This window comes from Viridibacillus arenosi (assembly GCF_001955655.1).
GTDB lineage: Bacteria > Bacillota > Bacilli > Bacillales_A > Planococcaceae > Viridibacillus > Viridibacillus arenosi.
On record NZ_MSPW01000001.1, the window covers coordinates 216,613 to 235,306 of the forward strand.

Consider the following 18,694-nt stretch of genomic DNA (forward strand, 5'->3'; position numbering starts at 1 on the left):
TGGGACTTTAAAGGTTTCCCAATTCTTCTTGTAGGATTTGAAAAAAGACTTTCCTTTTGTTCATTAAGATTTCCACAATTAATTTTTCATAGTTCGTGTATAGAAATATTGCGATATGAGAAAAATACATTAAGAATCAGATTCTGTATCTAAAAGGAGTTTTCTTGATGAAAGATCTCAATACAGCTGTCTTCTTCATTGTTCTAGGCATTTCCCTTTTTATATTTTCTATCGTAGCACCTATTCAAAGTTCTGTTGTTAGAGTTATCTTATTTCTGTTGTGTATACAATTTATCTATCGAAGCTTGCGGATATTCTCAGCAATTGAACATAAAAAACGAAATGTACTAAACTAAAAATCATTAACACTAAAAGGACTTCCAGTTTCAGAAGTCCTTTTACATTTACATATGAATTCTTTTATTAAATCTCTTCAAATGAAATATTATGTATACCTTGTAAATGATTGTTTTCTGTTGCATATCGTTGCAGCTCCATTCTAATAGAAGGCGCTATCCATACATCGCAGTCACAAAGGGATGCTGGTATATTTTGAATATGTAGTTCTCCACTGTTAAGTTTGAAACTTTGCACAACTAAAGCTGTTTTTTTTTCACAATCGCATTTTCCACAAATCATACAATCTCTCCTGTTCTTAATTCTACTACTCAGTAATCTATCAATCGTTTTTCTACTTCTTATTACATAACTAATTCATTATACTATAGAGAGACAAAAGTCACACTATAATTATTAAACAAAATATAAAGGAACTACTTTTCAGGAATTATTGTTGATAATAATAACTTTCTTTGTATTTTTCAATTATCTTTTTAAAAATCGATAACTATTCTTCTCATAGTTAATAAAAAGACAGCATAGGATTTTAATCCCAGCTGTCTTTTTATTATATTTTCAACCTCTTTTTGTAGCACGCGCTTCTGTCATCTGTTTCCAAACAGAACCCTTTGCTTCTTCGCCTTGTGAAATACGAGCAATAGCCATTTTCACTTGTAGTTTAACTTCAAACTCACTGTCATCACTTGCTTCTTCAAGAGCTTTAAGAGAGGCTTCTGTACCCGTTTCATACAAGTACATTGCAGCACGCCAACGTACAAGCTTGTTGCGGTCTTTAAGAGACTCCATCATTGCAGATTCAAACTCTACAAAACCTAGATCACTGATGCAATCCCCTGCAGTTCGGCGTACTGAAGAGCTCTTATCATTTAAAGCTTGTACTAACAAAGGTACAACTGCCACATCTTCGATCATACCTAAATAAATAGTTGCTAGACGACGAATAGACATCTTTTCATCTTGTAACGCTTTTTCAAGTAAGGGTAAATCTTCAATTTCCGGATCTGCCATTTGATCTAACAGTTGGAATCGAATTTCCCAATCATCTACTAAAAATTCTTCTAAAGAAACTTTTCGTTTACGCGTTTCAACAACGTCTTTTTTCTCTTTACTTGCCAAGATCAATTCATCAATACGTTGTTGAGGGAAAGAAGCTTCAAGTTCTGCAACAACGCTATCACCTATCTCCTGTTTGTCACCGTAACGGACACCATAGTCTACCCATTTACGTTCATAAATGTAGTTTTCATCTGTACTCATCGCCTCATTAAAAGCATTAATAAATCGTGCTGCTAGTCCAAAACGATTTTCTGCAATACTATCGAAAACTTTGACTTGTAAAGGGATACCTTTAAACATTTGAACATGTACGTATACTTCTCCAAAATGTTCATCCATTTGCTGTTCACTTTTCTTTGTTTGTTCATCTTCACCAAATGCAATGCGAACAGCTGCTAATATACTTTCCCAATCATACTTTGCAATACGTTCTACTGCTAGGAAATCTGCTACGTGATAGACCCCTTTGACGCCTTCGATTGCTAGTATGTCCTGTATTTCTTTTGTCGCATCCGTTTTATTGGCTTCGTTATAATTATGTGCTTTCCCAAATGGTAATTCATGATCTAGAACGATTTTCATTGTATTTGGACTAGGTGTTGGTTCTATAGTTAAAATTTTCATTTAATATCCCCCTCTTATTGGTTCACAATGTCCTGTAAGTATTCCCATCGTTCAATAAGGTGCTCATAGTTTGCATTTAGTTCTTCCAGTTCAGCAGTTAATTGTTGAAGTTTTGTGAAGTCCGAACCTGCTTTAGATACACCTTCTTCTGCATCCATAATCGCTTCTTCTAATTTCGCAATATCAGCTTCTATTGTTTCCCATTCTTTTTGTTCTTTGAATGAAAGTTTTTTCTTTTGAGTTTTCACTTTTTGTTCTTTTGGTTTATCAACTTTTTCTTCTTTCACAGGTGCCGGTGTAGCTCCAAGTGCAGCTAAATATTCACTGTAGATATCGAGACTTTCGTCAACTCCACCTTGTCCATCTAATATCCATAGCTTTTTCGCAATACGATCTAAGAAGAAACGGTCATGGGAGATAGTTACTACAACACCTGGAAATTGTTCAATAAAGTCTTCTAAAACAGAAAGCGTTTCAATATCTAAATCATTTGTAGGTTCATCTAGTAAAAGTACATTAGGTTGTTCCATTAATAATTTCAATAGATAAAGACGTTTACGTTCTCCACCAGAAAGCTTTCCAATTGGCGTTCCATGTGTATGCAATGGGAATAAAAAACGTTCTAACATCGATGCAGCCGAATGATGTTCTCCTTCTGAATCTTGAATATCATTAGCTGACTCACGTATATACTCAATCATACGTTGATTATCATTCATTTGTGGTAATTGTTGTGTAAAATGAGCAATACGGACCGTTGAACCTACTTCGATTCGACCTTGATCAGGTGTGATTTCACCAGCAAGCATTTTCAATAGTGTACTTTTCCCTGCTCCATTTGCACCGATAATACCAATGCGATCACCTTGCTGTAAAAGGAATGAAAAGTCTTTAATTATATGACGTTCACCAAAAGATTTTGTGACACTCTCTGCCTCCAACACTTTTTTCCCTAGTCTTGATGTTGCTAAACCAAGCTCCAGACCACCATCATCTGAATTGCGATCAATATTATCAGATAGTTCTTCAAAGCGCTGGATACGGGCTTTTTGCTTAGTTGAACGGGCTTGTGCTCCACGACGAATCCATTTTAACTCTGAGCGATAACGGTTGCGCATTTTCGCTTGAGTAGCAACAGCCATTTCTTCACGAATCGCTTTGGATTCTAAATAGTCACCATAATTACCTTTATGCTTGTACAATGTTTGATCTGCGAGTTCATATATATGCGTCGAAATTTCATCAAGGAAATAACGATCATGGGTGATAAAAATGACTGCACCTTTTAAACGTAGTACCATCTCTTGTAGCCATTCAGTTGATTGCACATCCAAATGGTTAGTTGGCTCGTCTAATAAATATAAATCTGCAGGTTCAATTAGTACTTTCGCTAAAGCTACACGCTTTTGTTGACCACCAGATAGATTGGTTACTTGTTCATCAAACATTTCAATGCCAAGCTTTGTCAGAGCTGTTTTCGCTAATGCATTAACATCCCATGCTTGCTGTGTATCCATTTCTTGCTGCAAACGGAATAGTTGCGTCTGTAATTGTGATGATTCTGGATTTTTTCCGAGCAAAGAGAGTGTATCTTCATAATCACGGTTTAATTTTAAAATCGGTGAATCGCCTGAGAAGACAGCTTGTAATACTGTTTCATCTTGAGCAAATTCTGGATTTTGGGGTAAATGTGCGATGCGGTATTTGTTTGGATGATCTTTGTCAATTTGGTCTGCATCTAAATCTCCAGCCAGTATAGACATCAGGGTAGATTTACCGGTGCCGTTGATGCCAATTAAACCTGCACGTTCACCGCTATAAATAGTGAAGTCAATATTTTTAAATAGAGTTTTATCTCCGACCGTCTTTGTTAAGTTAGATATAATTAAATGGCTCATAATTCCCCGTCTCTTTCATTTTTAAGCTGTTTTAAAAAGCATACCATAAATTCATGCCGTTCTTTAGCCATCTGTTTGCCTTTTTCTGTTGTCATTAAATCCTTAAGTAACAATAGCTTTTCATAAAAGTGTGTAACAGAAGCTGTTTGTTTATTGCGATAGTCTTCAACCGACATATTATGGCGTGCTTCTTCTTGGTCATCATAGAGTTTGCGACCTTTCGCTCCTCCGAATGCAAATGTTCTTGCAATACCAACCGCTCCAATGGCATCTAAGCGATCTGCATCACGCACGATTTGCGCTTCAATGGATGTAGCTTCTAATTGGTTGCCTCCATTGTAAGAAACTGAAGCAATGATTTCTCGAATTATTTGTTGTTTTTTTTCAGATATATTAAGCTGTTGTAAAATTCGTTGTTCATTTTCTTTTGAATCTGTATATTTCGAATCACTTACATCATGTAATAAAACTGCGAGTTCTACTATTTTAGTATCTGCTGAGGGTTCCGTTTGTAAAATTGCTTTTGCATTTTGCATTACCCGTTCAATATGTTGCCAATCATGACTTGCATCAAACTGATTATAAATATCTTTTACCATTTGCTCACATTGTTCTACTATTTTCAATTTTGTTCCTCCTAAATAAACAGCTACCCTCTATTATAAAGGTAGCCAATCACTTTGTTTCTATTTATTTTATTATAATGCTTGTTCTAAGTCTTCTAGTAAATCTTCTACATCTTCAATACCTATTGAAATACGTACAAGTCCATCTACTATCCCAAGTTCTGCACGACGTTTTGCAGGAATAGAAGCATGGGTCATACGAGCTGGGATGGATATCAAGCTTTCTACTGCGCCAAGACTTTCTGCTAATGTAAAATAACGTAACTTCGAGAGCATTTCTTCTGCTTTTTTTTCACTTCCTACATCAAAAGAAATCATACCGCCAAAGCCAGTTGCTTGTGTCTTTTGTAATTCATGACCTGGGTGATTTTTTAATCCTGGGTAATATACTTTTCCTACCTTACTGTTTTGTTCCAAAAATTCTGCGATCCTCTGTGTATTTGAATTTACTTCTTCTACTCGAATTGGCAAAGTTTTTATTCCTCGCATTAGTAACCAAGAATCCTGAGGTCCTAAAATTGCACCTACAGAGTTTTGAACAAAATGTAATTGTTCTGCTAATTCTGCATTATTTACAACGACAAGACCTGCTATTACATCACTATGTCCACCAATATACTTTGTTGCACTATGCAGAACAATATCCGCTCCAAGTGTAATTGGCTGTTGCAAATAAGGGGTTAAAAAAGTGTTATCGACAATTGTTAGTAGTTGGTACTGTTTTGCTAAAGTACTTATCTGCTTTATATCTGTTATTTTCAACAATGGGTTTGTTGGAGTTTCAATATAGATAGCTTTTGTATTAGATTGTATTGCATCTTCTACAGCCTGATTATTAGCTGTATCAACAAAAGTTGCCTCAATACCAAATCGATTTAAAACTTTTGTAAAAACTCTAAAAGTCCCTCCGTAGACATCATCAGTAACAATAATATGATCACCTTGTTTTAAGAGCATAACTACTGAGCTTATAGCAGCCATTCCTGAACTAAAAGCAAATCCGGCATGTCCATTTTCAAGTTCACTAATTAAAACTTCTAATGCATGGCGTGTTGGATTTCCTGTTCGAGAGTATTCATACCCACGAAATTTACCAACAGCATCTTGTTTATAAGTGCTTACTTGATAAATAGGGGTTGATACTGCACCAGTTGTTTCATCGCCAACAATACCAGCATGAATGAATTTTGTTTTTGCTCTCATTTAAACAGACCCCTCTTCAAATAATTCGTATATTGATTGACTTAAATAGCGTTCACTCGAATCAGCAAAAATGGTAACAATATTACTTCTTGGTTTTGCCACTTGAGCTTCAAGTAGAGCGGCGTGGAAAGCGGCTCCAGCAGAACTCCCTACAAGCAGACCTTCTTTCTTAGCTAACTCTTTTAATGCGTGGAAAGCATCTTTATCTTGTATAGTATGGATGGCATCAAAATACGATTTTTCCATATAATCCGGTAAAAACTCCATTCCAATACCTTCCGTAACATGGGATGCTGCCTTTCCCCCATTTAAAATGGAGCCAACTGGTTCTACAATTACTGTTTTTAACGTGGCTTTTTGGCTTTTTAAGTAACGAGCCGTTCCCATGAAAGTCCCACCAGAACCTGCCCCTGCTACAAACACATCAAGGTTCCCCTCTAAATCTTTCCAAATCTCAGGACCAAGTGTATATTCATATGTTGCAGGATTTACAGGATTGGAGAACTGTGACGGTGAAAAAGAATCAGGAATTTCTTCAAGAAGTTCATTTACCTTTTTTATAGCACCATGCATTCCAAATGCAGTTGGTGTATTGATTATTTCTGCACCTAAAGCTTTCATTAATGTTTGTTTTTCTTGACTGAATTTTTCAGGAACAACGAATTTTACATGATAATTTTTTCCTATTGCTGCAAGTGCTAAACCGATTCCCGTATTGCCAGCAGTCGCCTCAATTATCGTACTGCCTTGGCGTATTACACCCCGATTCTCCGCGTCCTCCAATAATGAAATACCAAGACGATCTTTGACACTTCCACCAGGATTTAAATACTCTAATTTCGCAAATATTCGACAATTATTAGGGATTTTAATATGTGTAATCTCCATTAATGGTGTATTGCCTATTAATTGTCGAACATTATTATACAAAGCCATATTTAATCCACCTTTTAAACACTATTTATAAATCATTTTTTACTTGTCTTAATTGCTTCCATATACCAAACATAATCGTTTAATTGTTCAAACTTAACTTCAAAACTTGCTTGTTGAAACATTATTTCTAGTTTTGGAATTGTTGTATAATACTCACGTTCTAGATCATCAGCGACTTCATGAAAGCCACGAGCTCTCTCCTTAGTTATCATTGCTTGTTTATGCTCTTCAGTTGCAAATGCTGTATCTGCAAAAATTATTTTCCCCCCAGGTTGTAATAACTTGGAATAGGTTATTAAAGCTTCTAGTTTTTCCTCATCCGTTAAATGATGAAACACGTAGGTGCTTACAATTGAATCTATATGTTTAATTTCTATTTCGAAGTTTTGTAAATCACCGTTGATAAGCTGAACATTGGGACATCTTTTCCTCGTAATATCAAGCATAGTCTCATGTGGTTCAATGCCAATGACTTTTCTTCCAGCAGCCTCCAACTTAAGCGTCAAATTACCTGTGCCCGTTCCAAATTCAATTACTGTACCTGTTGAAGCGTTTGCAACTTTATCTAATATACTTTCATATCCTTCGAAAACATCACGATATTCCTTATGCTGACCAGTTACTGATGCTTCATATGACTTCGCCCATTCATCGAAAAGATAAATAAACTCCCTCCCCATTCTTACAGCCCCCTACCTTTATTATTCTTATATAAATACTTGGTATTTAGTTTTAGTTTGACTTTTTAATAAGTCATAACACTTTTCTCCACTATATGACTCACTAAGCTTATTGGTGAAAACTTTTTTTAATGGAACACAAATAAAAAAGAGTTATCTAAAGTTGATTTTAAATCAAAAATTAGACAACTCTTCATTCAATTCAATACTTAAAATAGTCCAACAGCATTACCTTCTGCATCGACATCCATTTTCAATGCTGCTGGAGATTTTGGTAAACCAGGCATAGTCATAATATCTCCTGTTAAACAAACGAGGAACTTAGCACCTAGTTTAGGGATAATCTCTCTTACTGTTACTGTAAAGTTTTCTGGACGACCTAATAAGGTTGGTTGGTCAGATAAAGAATACTGTGTTTTTGCCATACAAATCGGTAGAGCATCCCAACCGAATTTTTCGATTTGTGCTATTTGTTTTAGTGCTTTATCTGTAAAGTGAACATCCATTCCCCCGTATACCTTTTGAACAATTGTGCGGACTTTTTCTTCAATTGGCGCTGAGACATCGTAAAGTGGAGTAAAGTTATTTTCTTCGTTAATAACAGATAGTACTCGTTTAGCTAATTCAATACCACCTTTACCGCCTTCTTCCCAGACATTCGTAAGGGCTATTTTCACATTATTTTCTCTACACCAATTTAAAATAGCAGAAAGCTCTTCTTCGGTATCTGTGATGAAGCGATTTAATGCGATGATAGGTTCAACACCGAAGTTACGAATTGTATCCACATGCTTAGCTAAATTTTCAATTCCTTTAGTAATAGCTTCTACATTTTCTGCTTTCAATTCGGTTTTCAGTGCTCCTCCGTGCATTTTCAATGCGCGAGCTGTCGCAACAATTACAACCGTACTAGGTTTGAATCCACCTTGCATTGCTTTAATATTCATAAATTTCTCAGCACCTAAATCTGCGCCAAATCCCGCTTCCGTCACAACGATATCCGCTAACTTACGTGCTGTATTTGTTGCTGCTATCGAATTACATCCATGTGCAATATTAGCAAATGGACCACCATGAATAATAGCTGGGGTCCCTTCTATTGTTTGAACCAAATTAGGTTTAAACGCATCTCTTAACAATAGTGTTAGTGCACCCTCTACTCCTAAATCGCGAACAAACACTGGTTCACGCTGATATGTGTAACCAATGACAATATCAGAAATACGTTTTTTTAAATCTTGTAAATCTTTTGCTAAACAGAAGATAGCCATAATTTCTGAAGCTACAGTAATATCAAAGCCATCTTCTCGTGGTGTTCCTTGCACAGGACCACCTAAACCAATAACAATATTACGAAGTGCTCGATCATTCATATCTAAGCATCTTTTCCAAATAATACGTCGTGGGTCTATTTGCAACACGTTACCTTGCTGGATATGATTATCTATTAATGCAGCAAGGGCATTATTTGCAGTAGTAATTGCATGGATGTCCCCAGTGAAATGAAGATTGATATCATCCATTGGCAATACTTGAGCGTAGCCACCACCAGTTGCCCCGCCTTTCATACCCATAATCGGTCCTAGTGAAGGTTCTCGTAATGCAACGATGACTTTTTCATTTAGTTGGTTAAGTGCATCAGCAAGTCCTACGGTCACAGTTGATTTACCTTCGCCAGCAGGTGTAGGGCTGATCGCTGTTACGAGAACGACTTTTGCTGAAGATGTGGTATTGTTCAGTTTTAATGGATTGATTTTAGCTTTATAGTTTCCGTAAAGTTCCAGTGCTTCTTGTGGAATACCTGCTATTTCTGCAATCTCCGTAATAGGACGCATTGTAGCATTTTGTGAAATTTCTAAATCTGATAAAGGTTGAGTGGTTTTAGACACAGCAGATCCCTCTTTCGTTTATATTATTCATTTTCTAGTGTTGAAGGTAATGAGATGCAATCTTTATAATTTTCTATCTAATACTATTATAATGTACTTTCCCCAACAAAACATTTGCTTATTCGACAATCAATTGACAATTTTATCTTATCATGTATAGTTCACCCATCATTTCATGTAACACATAATATAATTTGTGGTGTTTGGATATAATTTGATCACGCGTCAAACTTATCTTTACCGTAATATTTGCTAAAAAATATATTGTAATAATTCTAAGTACATTTATTTTCGGCACCACAATTGTTTAAGATAAAAACCCTAAAGTGTAAAACAAAAAGAGTGACGGCCATCATCGGCTATCACTCTTTATCATTTGAATACCTCATCTTATTATTTTTTAGATTTCAATAAAGCATCCACAGAAAGTTGTGTTGGTGTTGCAAAAACAAAGTACACTGACATTGCCAGTAAAGCTAACTCAAATTCATAGCCAGCGATACCATCAGCTCCTAACAAGCCTAAAGACCATTTTGCTGTCATGATGGCACCTAACATAATGAATGCAAATAATGCCCCGATAATTCTGCTACCTAGGCCCAATATCATGGCTACTCCCCCAACGAGTTCAACGATTGCAACAAAATATGCTATAAAGCCTGGAATACTTAAGCTATCAAAGTATCCGACTATATTTGAAATGCCTCCTTGGAATTTCATAAAACCATGGATGGCAAATAACCCGCCTAAAATCACTCGTAAAAAAACTTGTCCAATCTGTTGCATAATTTAAATCCTCCATATCTCTTTTACTTACTTTTCGTAACTTAGTATATTTTAATTATCTGGTTATGTCAAGTAAGTTTATAAATATTAAAAACATACTAATATTAGTAGAAGTGAAGGAAGGTCGCACAGCTTGTTTATCTTAACTAAGGCATCAAAATGCCATCACAAATTTCAAAGATAAAAACCCAAATAATACAAAAAGAGCGAAGGCCATTGTTTATCATTTGGCTATCGCTCTTTATTATTTTCTACCCTAGTCGCATTTTACTTCGTCATTCACTTTATTGCATAAAGCCACTTTAGAGTAACATAGTTCTTAATCATTTCCTCAAGTTTTAACAGTATACGCAATAAAATATTCGTCAATATCTTTTGTACCTTCCAATACCCTCATGCCTAATCTACGGCTCATATCTTCCTTACAAAAAATGTATTATGTATTTATTTTGTTTTTTTACGACTTAATCATTTTTGAACTGCTTTTTTAAAAATGTAACAACTTTATTGTTCGTTAACGCCCAACCTACAAACGTTCCTACCAAGGCACCCATTATACTGTAACGAAGTATAGAAACGATGTAATCGTAAACGGGTACATACTCTGTTGTATAACCACCGTCAAAATGAAAATTTACTTTGTAATCCACAAATAAGATTAATACAGCCAAGGTTATTAAAAATCCATTCAATAATACACGTTCATTATAGTATTTCATTAACCTTCCCTGTTAGTTGAAGTACATTTCTTCACAAGCTTAACATTAATTTCAACATAAATATCCATAAAAAAATCACCTCAAAGAATAACTTAAGAGGTGGTTTCTATCAAACTTTATTATAAACGATCAATCTTTTTTACAAAGCTACAGCTGTTTCAACATAGAAACAGAGTTAATCTACAAAATGTGTAGATTCTACTCTGTTTTTTGTTTTGATATTTGTAAATCGAATTTTTAACAAAAGTACACAGTAGTTGAAGAATAAAATTAAAGCCTTTCCCCAGGTTATCCATTCTCAAGTTCAATTATAGCCGTCTATGCAAAATTTACACTCTTAGCGAGCCACGGAAGCCCCTTGCAGCATAGTAGGATTCTGCTCCATTGTGGTACACAAAGACAGTATCGTAGCGATGATCACAAAAGATGGCCCCGCCGAGTTTTCTAATATTAGCAGGTGTTTGCACCCAGCTCGACGTTTTCATATCGAAATTTTCAAGTTTCTGCAGCTCTCGGTATTTTTCTTCCGTTAAAAGTTCAATACCCATGGCAGTTGCCATATCAATAGCGTTATTTTCTGGTTTGTGTTTTTTTCTTGACTCCAGTGCTTCACGGTCGTAACAAACACTTCTGCGACCTTTAGGACTTTCCGCTGAACAATCAGAAAAAATGTATTCGCCCGTCTTGTTATCATGGCCAACAACATCCGGTTCACCGCCAGTTTCTTCCATTTCATTAAGCGACCACAGTTTTTCTGTAGAAGCTTCGAGCTTTTCTTGTACTTTAGCCCATTCAAGACCTTTATGGCGTTTCATGTTTTTCTCAAAACGGGCTTTCAAAGTTCTGAGTAGTTCCTCACATTGTTCTAGTGACAAATCCTTATTTCTCGTTGTCATATTCGTTTCCCCCTTATTGTTTTTACTCATTATGGTTTAAGTACTAAACTACTGCGTTATATAAAAAGCGTCGTCTATGCAGTTCATTGACCTTAAACTAAAGCGCCCGTTAGTTTAAGTACATTCTTTCACAAACTTAACTTTTCTATTTTAACTGACTTTAATCCCGAATCCAATCCATCTCCCATCTATATCTTCAATTACAAATTCTTTATTATTGTAATCAGTATTATCTATTGAACGGACTATTTTGACATTGGCTTTGGTAAACTCTTCTTGAAGTTCTTCTTGATTTTTTGTGATAAAGTTAACTCTTTTTCCCAAGGAATAATCACTTCGTTCAGTAATGAGTATCATTTTGCTGTAGAAATGAAATTACTTTAGTATTATTCAGCGGAAACCCTCTTCATTAAACGCTTTAATTTATTTTCTGTTTCTGTTTCCTCTACTGGTGTATAGACACTGCACCGTAAATCCATATCACCTTGAACTTGAAGAGAAGTTAAATTAAACAACATTTTGCCTGCCTTTGCATGTCTGAATTCAATTATCATTTCTGGAGCCTTACTCACTTGACTTTCTTGCCATAAATCCTGGAATTCCGAATGTAAGTGATTCATTTCTTCAATAAATTGGTTGTACCATTCATCGCCTAAATAATGTCCATAATAGGTACGGAAAATAGCTAGAAAACCTTTCGCAAAATGTTCCCAATTGACGGCCAATGCTTTAAATTCTTTTCTAGTGAACACTAAACGAATCAAATTTCTTTGATTATTCGGTATTTGTTCAAAATCTAAAAAAACATGAGCAGCTGCAGGATTCCAACCCACAATATGGCAATGTCGGTCGGTAATGATAGTCGGACAATATGTTAATTCAGCTAATATTCGTTTTAAAGAAGGGCTAAGCTCTGATTGATTCTTTTTTAGGTTTGTAATTTCCGATTTTACTTCTAATGCCAAATCGTATAAGTAGTCTTTTTCATCAATACTTAATTGCAAAGCTGTAGAAATACAATCAAGTACGCTTGAAGAGACTTTAATATCTCTTCCTTGCTCTAGCCATGTATACCAAGTGGTACTTACACCTGCTAATTGTGCAACCTCTTCTCTTCGTAACCCAGGTGTCCTTCTCCGGGTTCCGGCAGGTAAACCAATAGACTCTGGCTTAATTTGGGCTCGCTTAGCTTTTAAGAATGTCGACAAAGCTAAAAGCCTAGTTTTATCATTCATTTTTAAAACTCCTCATCTTATCAATTTAACCTAGTATTCATTATACCAGGATAAACAATCACTTGTAATAGGATAATAAGGATGTAAAATACAAGTATATTATTGACTTGGAGGAATGAAAATTGGAAAGAGTTGTAATTACCGGTATGGGCGTTGTTTCTCCTATAGGAAACAACATCAAAACATTTTGGAACAATCTGATTAACGGGGAATCTGGTATATCCTCTATTAATACATTTGATGTTACTGATCATAAGACAAAAATTGCAGGTATCGTACAAGATTTTAATGCAGACGAAGTTTTAGGAAAGAAAGAAGCAATACGCTTAGATCGTTTTTCTCAATTTGCTTTGGTTGCAGCTGAACAAGCCTGGGCAGATTCTAAGTTAGACCTCGATCTTATAGATGTAGAAAGGCTAGGCGTATACGTAGGTTCAGGGATAGGAGGAATTGAAACCTTGATTGAAAATATTGATGCGCTTAGGCAGAAAGGGCCAAGAAGAGTCAGCCCAACTCTAGTACCTGCTATGATTTCTAATGCTGCAGCAGCACAAATTAGTATCAAGTGGAAAGCGATGGGCCCTTCTATGTCGCCTGTTTCTGCTTGTGCAATCGGAAATACAGCTATCGGAGAAGCCTTTAGACTAATTCGTTCTGGAGAAGTTGACGTTATGTTTGCGGGTGGAACAGAGGCAGCTATAACAGACTTATCAATAGCAAGCTTTGGTAATGCTACAGCATTATCAACAAGAAACGATGATCCCACTATAGCTAGTCGTCCATTTGATGAGAATCGAGATGGATTTGTCATGTCAGAAGGAGCTGGAATTCTAATCTTAGAATCTTTATCTCATGCTTTATGTAGAGAGGCAAAGATATATGCAGAAGTTATTGGATATGGTGCAAGTTCTGACGCACACCATATCGTGGCTACACATCCGGAAGGTAAAGGTGCCTATCTTGCAATGAGAACAGCTTTAAAAAATGCCAATATATCGCCTGAAGAAATTGATGTTATAAGTGCTCATGCAACAAGTACAAAAGTGGGGGACATCTCTGAAACGATGGCTATTAAGCAGTTGTTTGGAAAACAAGCTTATCAAATACCAGTTACAGCTAATAAATCTATGCTTGGTCATATGTTAGGGGCAGCTGGTGGAGTTGAAGCAATTGCTTTAGCGATAAGTTTAAAGGAAGGGATAGTTCCTCCAACAATTAACTTAGAAAACCCTGATCCATTATGTGATCTAGATTATGTAACATCTATTGCTCGCCAAGTGAAAATAAATACGGGGCTTTCTAACTCATTTGGTTTCGGAGGTCATAATGCAGCTATTGTTTTAAAGAAATACGAGTGATTCATAAAGTCGTACAGCGTATTATGCAAAAATACGGTTGGCAATGTCGAGTGAAGGTGAAAAAACGGAAACAAACTGGACAACTCTACTATATCGCAGCTAATTTATTGAACCTTAAGGCAACTGTACCTTTACAAAAGCTCGTAACCGATATAACTTACTTGCCATTTGGTCAGATACAATTGTATCTTTCAAGTATTCAAGATTTATATAATAGAGAGATTATCGCCTATTCGATTGGTGATTGTCAGATACTGATTTCATTTTGAAGAATACCTTATCTCAACTAGATGCTTTGCCCGAAAGGTGTACCCTGCACAGTGACCAAGGTTTGGTTTACATATCTTATGGCTATCAACATGCTGTTAAAGGAAAAGGCATTATCATGTGCATGTCCTGTAAAGGTACGCCCGCTGATAATGCCCCCGTCGAATCGTTTCATTTTGCATTAAAGTCTGAAACATTCTACTTAGACAGTTTATTCTACGACGGCAATCGTAGAACAAACTGTCTAAAAGTCTATATAAAGTATTATAACTATATCCAAATTCAAACCAAACTTAACAACCAGTCTCCGGTACAATAAAGACAACTGGTTGGATAAATGCTTTTTTACCTCTGCCTTATATACGGGGGTCAGTCCCATAATATCCATAACAATTTAAAATTTAATTTTCTTCTTTTACTAAACTGCCGCGTTAGTTTAAGTGTAATAATTCACAATCTTAATATTTATTTCTTCTATATGCATACCTTCTTTAGTTTTATTTATTACAGGAATGCTGCCCCTTATTTCAGGAAGAATTTTCAACTACAATCGAAATCGTATACATTTTTAGTTTACATGACAACAGACATGGTAATGAATACTTGGTTCTAGATGCCAATTGGAGAGTAGTTGTATAGGTGGCGATTTGCGGAACATTCCAAAATCGTTCCATGCAAAAATCTCAAATATGGGTCTTAGTCTAAGCCTCTTCATTAATTAAACATATCCTTTACTATACCCTAAGAAGGGAGGTGAAAAGTGTTAAATCCAATGCACTTTATTGTAGGACATCAACTGTTTCACGGTTTTAGACCCCAATTTTTTCCTCGTTTTGAAAACGGAAGGTTTCCTAGTTTTGCCTAGATACAATGGAATAGGAGGATCCCGTGACGGTTCAAGCCGTTCAAGAAATCCTTTTTAAAATTTCTGGTTTGAACGAGAAAAGTGGATAGGCTACAGTGATTTAAACAATTCTGATAGATGCTATGTAATACACAACGATAACAATTCATCCAGAAGAATATACATAAATGAAAAGATCAGACTGAACCCACCCCCAGCTGACCATTCACTATTCTTTCAACCTTGGACTTCGATAGGAATAACACAGACAAAGTTAACTAGTATAAACTAGTTAACTTTATATACAGACGCACTCAATAGTCCATTGAATAACATTAAGTGACACACTCTTCAGATAGCGAAAAATCGCCTGAAGTTTTTAAAATAATAAGTCATTCCAAATGGAGTTACCGCTCTTGCGTCGTTGGTTTCGTGAAGTTCGACGTACCCTGCTCGTGCGTCGCTGTTTTCGTGAAGTTCGACGTACTCTGCTCGTGCGTCGCTGTTTTCGTGAAGTTCGACGTACCCTGCTCGTGCATCGTTGGTTTCGTGAAGTTCGACGTACCCTACTCGTGCATCGTTGGTTTCGTGAAGTTCGACGTACCCTGCTCGTGCGTCGTTGTTTTCGTGAAGTTCGACGTACTCTGCTCGTACGTCGCTGTTTTCGTGAAGTTCGACGTACTCTGCTCGTGCATCGTTGTTTTCGTGAAGTTCGACGTACCCTGCTCGTGCGTCGTTGTTTTCGTGAAGTTCGACGTACCCTGCTCGTGCGTCGCTGGTTACTAATAGGATCCTGGTACATGAAGTGACCTAACCCTGAGTTGTTAGCCATTTCTACTGCATTCTGTATAAGTGACATATTCAAACCTCCTTTCATCTTTATTAGAGAAAGAAGGTAGATTCCTTTAAAAAAAGAATCAAACCCATGCCTCTGCACTTTTCTTTCCCTAATCGTAATATATGAGGTTGTTCTAAAGATGTTAGAGACAATCGCATAGTTTACGAAATATAAACTCTATATCTTTTTGTGGAATCTTACATTTTCGTTTTATACGAATAATTTATAAAGGAAAGGAAAGAATTCGCGTGGATAATGGCATAATAATACCTGAATATCAGCTTTTTATTCATCCTTTAGATTTAAGTGAACTTAGGAAAGATATATGGTGTGACGATCCTATCTCTGCCAAGCTAACGATTAACAAAAGAAAGTATGATATTGATATCGCTTATCGTGGCTCCCATATCCGGGATTTTCGAAAGAAGTCGTATCACATTTCGTTTAATAAGCCAAGTACGTATAGAAATACCAAAGAAATTCATATCAACGCAGAATTTAAAGATCCTTCTCTATTAAGAAATAAACTATCGCTCGATTTTTTCAATGAAATAGGGTGCTTATCGCCAAAGTCCCAATTTGTAAATTTGAAATTGAATGGGAAAAATGAGGGGCTTTATTTGGAATTAGAATCAGTGGATGAGCATTTCCTTAAGAATCGACAACTACCGCAAGGACCAATATTCTATGCGGTTGATGGCGATGCTAACTTTTCGTTGATGAGTGATCTTGATAAAGATATAAAGAAATCACTTAAGGTTGGCTATGAACTAAAATATGGGACAGAACAAGATGAATTTCATTTGCAAAAAATGATTATTGAAATTAATACCATTTCAAAAGCTGAATTTGAAAATGAAATTATGAAATACCTCAATGTTAATCAGTATCTTAGCTGGTTGGCTGGCGTTGTTCTCACCCAAAATTTTGATGGTTTTGTTCATAATTACGCATTATACCAAAATAGCGAAACTAGGCTATTCGAAGTCATCCCGTGGGATTACGATGCAACTTGGGGAAGGGATGTAAACGGGAAAGTGATGGAGGAAGACTATTTACGAATCGAAGGATTTAATACGCTTACCGCAAGAATACTAGACGTAAAAACATTTCGACGTCAATACAAAAACTTGCTAGAAGTTATTTTAAACAACCAATTTAATGTAGACTATTTGAAACCGAAAATACAAGGTATGCATGATTTAATAAGACCTTATATTCAAAAAGATCCTTATAAAAAAGACGATATCCATTTATTTGATAAGGAACCAGAGTATATATTGAATTTTATTGAAGCACGGGCGAAATATATAAGAGGGAAATTATATTCATTAAATTAAGTTGTTGCATCATCTTACAAAACCCTCTTTCCATGTGGTAAAGGGGTTACTGTCGCTTGAATTAGCACACAATTATCTGTACTGTATATAGTAAATTCGTTTAATTGGTGTTCTTCTTAAGTTGTCTTTTTATTTTAGTTATAGTTCATCAGCTAAGCGAGTTACACGGAGATTATCCCGTATAATAGTGAAGTCATTTAAGCTCCTTTCTTCAACTAAACTGCCCCGTTAGTTGAAGAAAAAAAGAGCTGTCTTAACAGCTCAAAGATCTTTTACTAAAGCACCTCGTTAGTTAAAGTATGATTCTCTACAAATTCTTAAACACTCGTAATAAATAGTGGATTACCTTATATAATAATTACCTCAAAGTGTTCAGTAAGTCTTTGTACAGAAGCGTCTGTATACACTACTCTTTTTTATTTGAACTTAATTATAAACAAAATTATTTTTTTCAACGCCCTCACCTTTATTAAGAAAGATACATATGATGCAGTTAAGACAATTCACTTTTTTACAATGATGGTAAGGGGGATAAAAAATGAATGAAAATAAAAATAATTTAAAACAATCCTCTGACTCACAAGATATTCAGATTGCTAGACTTGCATTTATTGGGGCCTCTATTTCTACATTAGGTGATGGTTTACAAGCTGTTGCTGCTGGTCTTGCACTAGAAGCTTTAGAAAAATCAAGTAATCAAGGTTCTCAAAATTCGGATGAACAATCAAAACAGTTAGACAACATGCAACAGCAGATAGACTATATAATATATGAGTTAAAACAATTCAAAAGGAAGATGAAATAAAAATATTTTCCAATGCTATATCGAAGGCATTTGGCTAATCAAAACTACTTTTACATCATACTTTATAGTGTGAAGTAATTTAACTTTACTACCCACCTTTTTTGGTACATAGGTCCCTTTCTATTTGTAAGTGGCCTTTTTCCTTTCCTCTCTCTACTTTCACCTCTCTTACTGCACAATATCTTTTAAATATTCATTCAATATAGTGATGAAATATAAAATTCCACTTTGTATATCTGTTTAAAATAACTTAATATTCCTTCTTATTCAACTAACCTGCCCCGTTAATTTAAATATATTTCTTCACAATCTTTATAGCGATATCTATATAAAT

17 protein-coding genes and 1 pseudogene are annotated in these 18,694 nt (G+C 35.6%); 4 read left to right on the forward strand and 14 right to left on the reverse strand.

What is annotated here, in order from left to right:
• Positions 1-423: 423 nt before the first annotated feature.
• The 13 genes from BK137_RS01000 to BK137_RS01060 all read right to left on the reverse strand — a co-directional run bounded on the left by BK137_RS01000 (position 424) and on the right by BK137_RS01060 (position 12,908).
• Positions 424-639, reverse strand: coding sequence for a hypothetical protein (locus tag BK137_RS01000; RefSeq protein ID WP_038190365.1), 216 nt, complete (start codon positions 637-639; stop codon positions 424-426).
• Positions 640-915: 276 nt separating this feature from the next.
• Entirely contained in the window at positions 916-2,040 is a 1,125-nt protein-coding gene (locus BK137_RS01005; protein WP_038190368.1) for a conserved virulence factor C family protein, read from the reverse strand.
• 14 nt (positions 2,041-2,054) lie between these two features.
• On the reverse strand, positions 2,055-3,938 hold the full coding sequence (locus BK137_RS01010) for an ABC-F family ATP-binding cassette domain-containing protein (RefSeq protein WP_038190371.1): 1,884 nt from the start codon (positions 3,936-3,938) through the stop codon (positions 2,055-2,057).
• Positions 3,935-4,537, reverse strand: a complete 603-nt coding sequence (locus BK137_RS01015; RefSeq protein ID WP_038191163.1) for an HD domain-containing protein — start codon at positions 4,535-4,537, stop codon at positions 3,935-3,937. Before BK137_RS01015 ends, BK137_RS01010 begins: the two co-directional genes overlap by 4 nt.
• A gap of 99 nt (positions 4,538-4,636) precedes the next feature.
• Positions 4,637-5,767 carry a bifunctional cystathionine gamma-lyase/homocysteine desulfhydrase gene (locus BK137_RS01020; RefSeq protein ID WP_038190373.1) on the reverse strand — a complete coding sequence of 377 codons (1,131 nt, stop codon included), beginning with the start codon at positions 5,765-5,767 and terminating at the stop codon, positions 4,637-4,639.
• On the reverse strand, positions 5,768-6,703 hold the full coding sequence (locus BK137_RS01025) for a PLP-dependent cysteine synthase family protein (RefSeq protein WP_038190374.1): 936 nt from the start codon (positions 6,701-6,703) through the stop codon (positions 5,768-5,770).
• 32 nt (positions 6,704-6,735) lie between these two features.
• A complete protein-coding gene (locus tag BK137_RS01030) occupies positions 6,736-7,383 on the reverse strand; it encodes a class I SAM-dependent DNA methyltransferase (protein WP_038190375.1) in 648 nt (215 codons plus the stop codon).
• Positions 7,384-7,592: 209 nt separating this feature from the next.
• Positions 7,593-9,272 carry a formate--tetrahydrofolate ligase gene (locus BK137_RS01035; protein WP_038190380.1) on the reverse strand — a complete coding sequence of 560 codons (1,680 nt, stop codon included), beginning with the start codon at positions 9,270-9,272 and terminating at the stop codon, positions 7,593-7,595.
• Between the two features lie 393 nt (positions 9,273-9,665).
• A complete protein-coding gene (locus tag BK137_RS01040; protein WP_038190382.1) occupies positions 9,666-10,058 on the reverse strand; it encodes a DoxX family protein in 393 nt (130 codons plus the stop codon).
• Positions 10,059-10,522: 464 nt separating this feature from the next.
• Positions 10,523-10,777 (reverse strand): hypothetical protein, encoded by a 255-nt coding sequence (locus tag BK137_RS01045; protein WP_038190383.1) that lies wholly within the window; start codon positions 10,775-10,777, stop codon positions 10,523-10,525.
• A 329-nt stretch (positions 10,778-11,106) separates the two neighbouring features.
• Positions 11,107-11,673: a DUF4256 domain-containing protein gene (locus BK137_RS01050; protein WP_038190384.1), complete on the reverse strand. Its 567-nt coding sequence runs from the start codon at positions 11,671-11,673 to the stop codon at positions 11,107-11,109.
• A gap of 150 nt (positions 11,674-11,823) precedes the next feature.
• Positions 11,824-11,997 (reverse strand): hypothetical protein, encoded by a 174-nt coding sequence (locus BK137_RS01055; RefSeq protein ID WP_235175775.1) that lies wholly within the window; start codon positions 11,995-11,997, stop codon positions 11,824-11,826.
• Between the two features lie 62 nt (positions 11,998-12,059).
• Positions 12,060-12,908, reverse strand: coding sequence for a helix-turn-helix transcriptional regulator (locus tag BK137_RS01060; protein ID WP_038190386.1), 849 nt, complete (start codon positions 12,906-12,908; stop codon positions 12,060-12,062).
• Between the two features lie 122 nt (positions 12,909-13,030).
• On the opposite strand from BK137_RS01060, the gene fabF reads away from it, so the two are divergent.
• On the forward strand, positions 13,031-14,266 hold the full coding sequence (gene fabF / locus BK137_RS01065) for a beta-ketoacyl-ACP synthase II (protein ID WP_038190389.1): 1,236 nt from the start codon (positions 13,031-13,033) through the stop codon (positions 14,264-14,266).
• Positions 14,251-14,852: pseudogene (locus BK137_RS22560) on the forward strand (IS3 family transposase); the annotation flags it as partial. The gene fabF and the pseudogene BK137_RS22560, both read left to right, overlap by 16 nt.
• A 904-nt stretch (positions 14,853-15,756) precedes the next feature.
• Here the strand turns inward: BK137_RS22560 and BK137_RS21790 are convergent.
• Positions 15,757-16,236, reverse strand: a complete 480-nt coding sequence (locus BK137_RS21790; protein WP_143690970.1) for a CotG/ExsB N-terminal domain-containing protein — start codon at positions 16,234-16,236, stop codon at positions 15,757-15,759.
• A gap of 227 nt (positions 16,237-16,463) precedes the next feature.
• Between BK137_RS21790 and BK137_RS01075 the strand changes: the two genes are divergently transcribed.
• Both BK137_RS01075 and BK137_RS01080 read left to right on the forward strand, forming a co-directional pair.
• Complete coding sequence (locus tag BK137_RS01075) at positions 16,464-17,555, forward strand: CotH kinase family protein (RefSeq protein WP_038190393.1); 1,092 nt, start codon at positions 16,464-16,466, stop codon at positions 17,553-17,555.
• Positions 17,556-18,093: 538 nt separating this feature from the next.
• The gene (locus tag BK137_RS01080) at positions 18,094-18,360 is read left to right on the forward strand and encodes a hypothetical protein (RefSeq protein WP_038190398.1); all 267 of its coding nucleotides are present in this window, start codon (positions 18,094-18,096) and stop codon (positions 18,358-18,360) included.
• Positions 18,361-18,694 lie beyond the last annotated feature (334 nt).

Coding starts and splice junctions, on each gene's coding strand:
- BK137_RS01000 (WP_038190365.1), bottom strand. CDS start 639: ATGATTTGTGGAAAATGCGATTGTGAAAAAAAAACAGCTTTAGTTGTG.
- BK137_RS01005 (WP_038190368.1), bottom strand. CDS start 2,040: ATGAAAATTTTAACTATAGAACCAACACCTAGTCCAAATACAATGAAA.
- BK137_RS01010 (WP_038190371.1), bottom strand. CDS start 3,938: ATGAGCCATTTAATTATATCTAACTTAACAAAGACGGTCGGAGATAAA.
- BK137_RS01015 (WP_038191163.1), bottom strand. CDS start 4,537: ATGGTAAAAGATATTTATAATCAGTTTGATGCAAGTCATGATTGGCAA.
- BK137_RS01020 (WP_038190373.1), bottom strand. CDS start 5,767: ATGAGAGCAAAAACAAAATTCATTCATGCTGGTATTGTTGGCGATGAA.
- BK137_RS01025 (WP_038190374.1), bottom strand. CDS start 6,703: ATGGCTTTGTATAATAATGTTCGACAATTAATAGGCAATACACCATTA.
- BK137_RS01030 (WP_038190375.1), bottom strand. CDS start 7,383: ATGGGGAGGGAGTTTATTTATCTTTTCGATGAATGGGCGAAGTCATAT.
- BK137_RS01040 (WP_038190382.1), bottom strand. CDS start 10,058: ATGCAACAGATTGGACAAGTTTTTTTACGAGTGATTTTAGGCGGGTTA.
- BK137_RS01045 (WP_038190383.1), bottom strand. CDS start 10,777: ATGAAATACTATAATGAACGTGTATTATTGAATGGATTTTTAATAACC.
- BK137_RS01050 (WP_038190384.1), bottom strand. CDS start 11,673: ATGACAACGAGAAATAAGGATTTGTCACTAGAACAATGTGAGGAACTA.
- BK137_RS01060 (WP_038190386.1), bottom strand. CDS start 12,908: ATGAATGATAAAACTAGGCTTTTAGCTTTGTCGACATTCTTAAAAGCT.
- BK137_RS21790 (WP_143690970.1), bottom strand. CDS start 16,236: ATGTCACTTATACAGAATGCAGTAGAAATGGCTAACAACTCAGGGTTA.
- BK137_RS01080 (WP_038190398.1), top strand. CDS start 18,094: ATGAATGAAAATAAAAATAATTTAAAACAATCCTCTGACTCACAAGAT.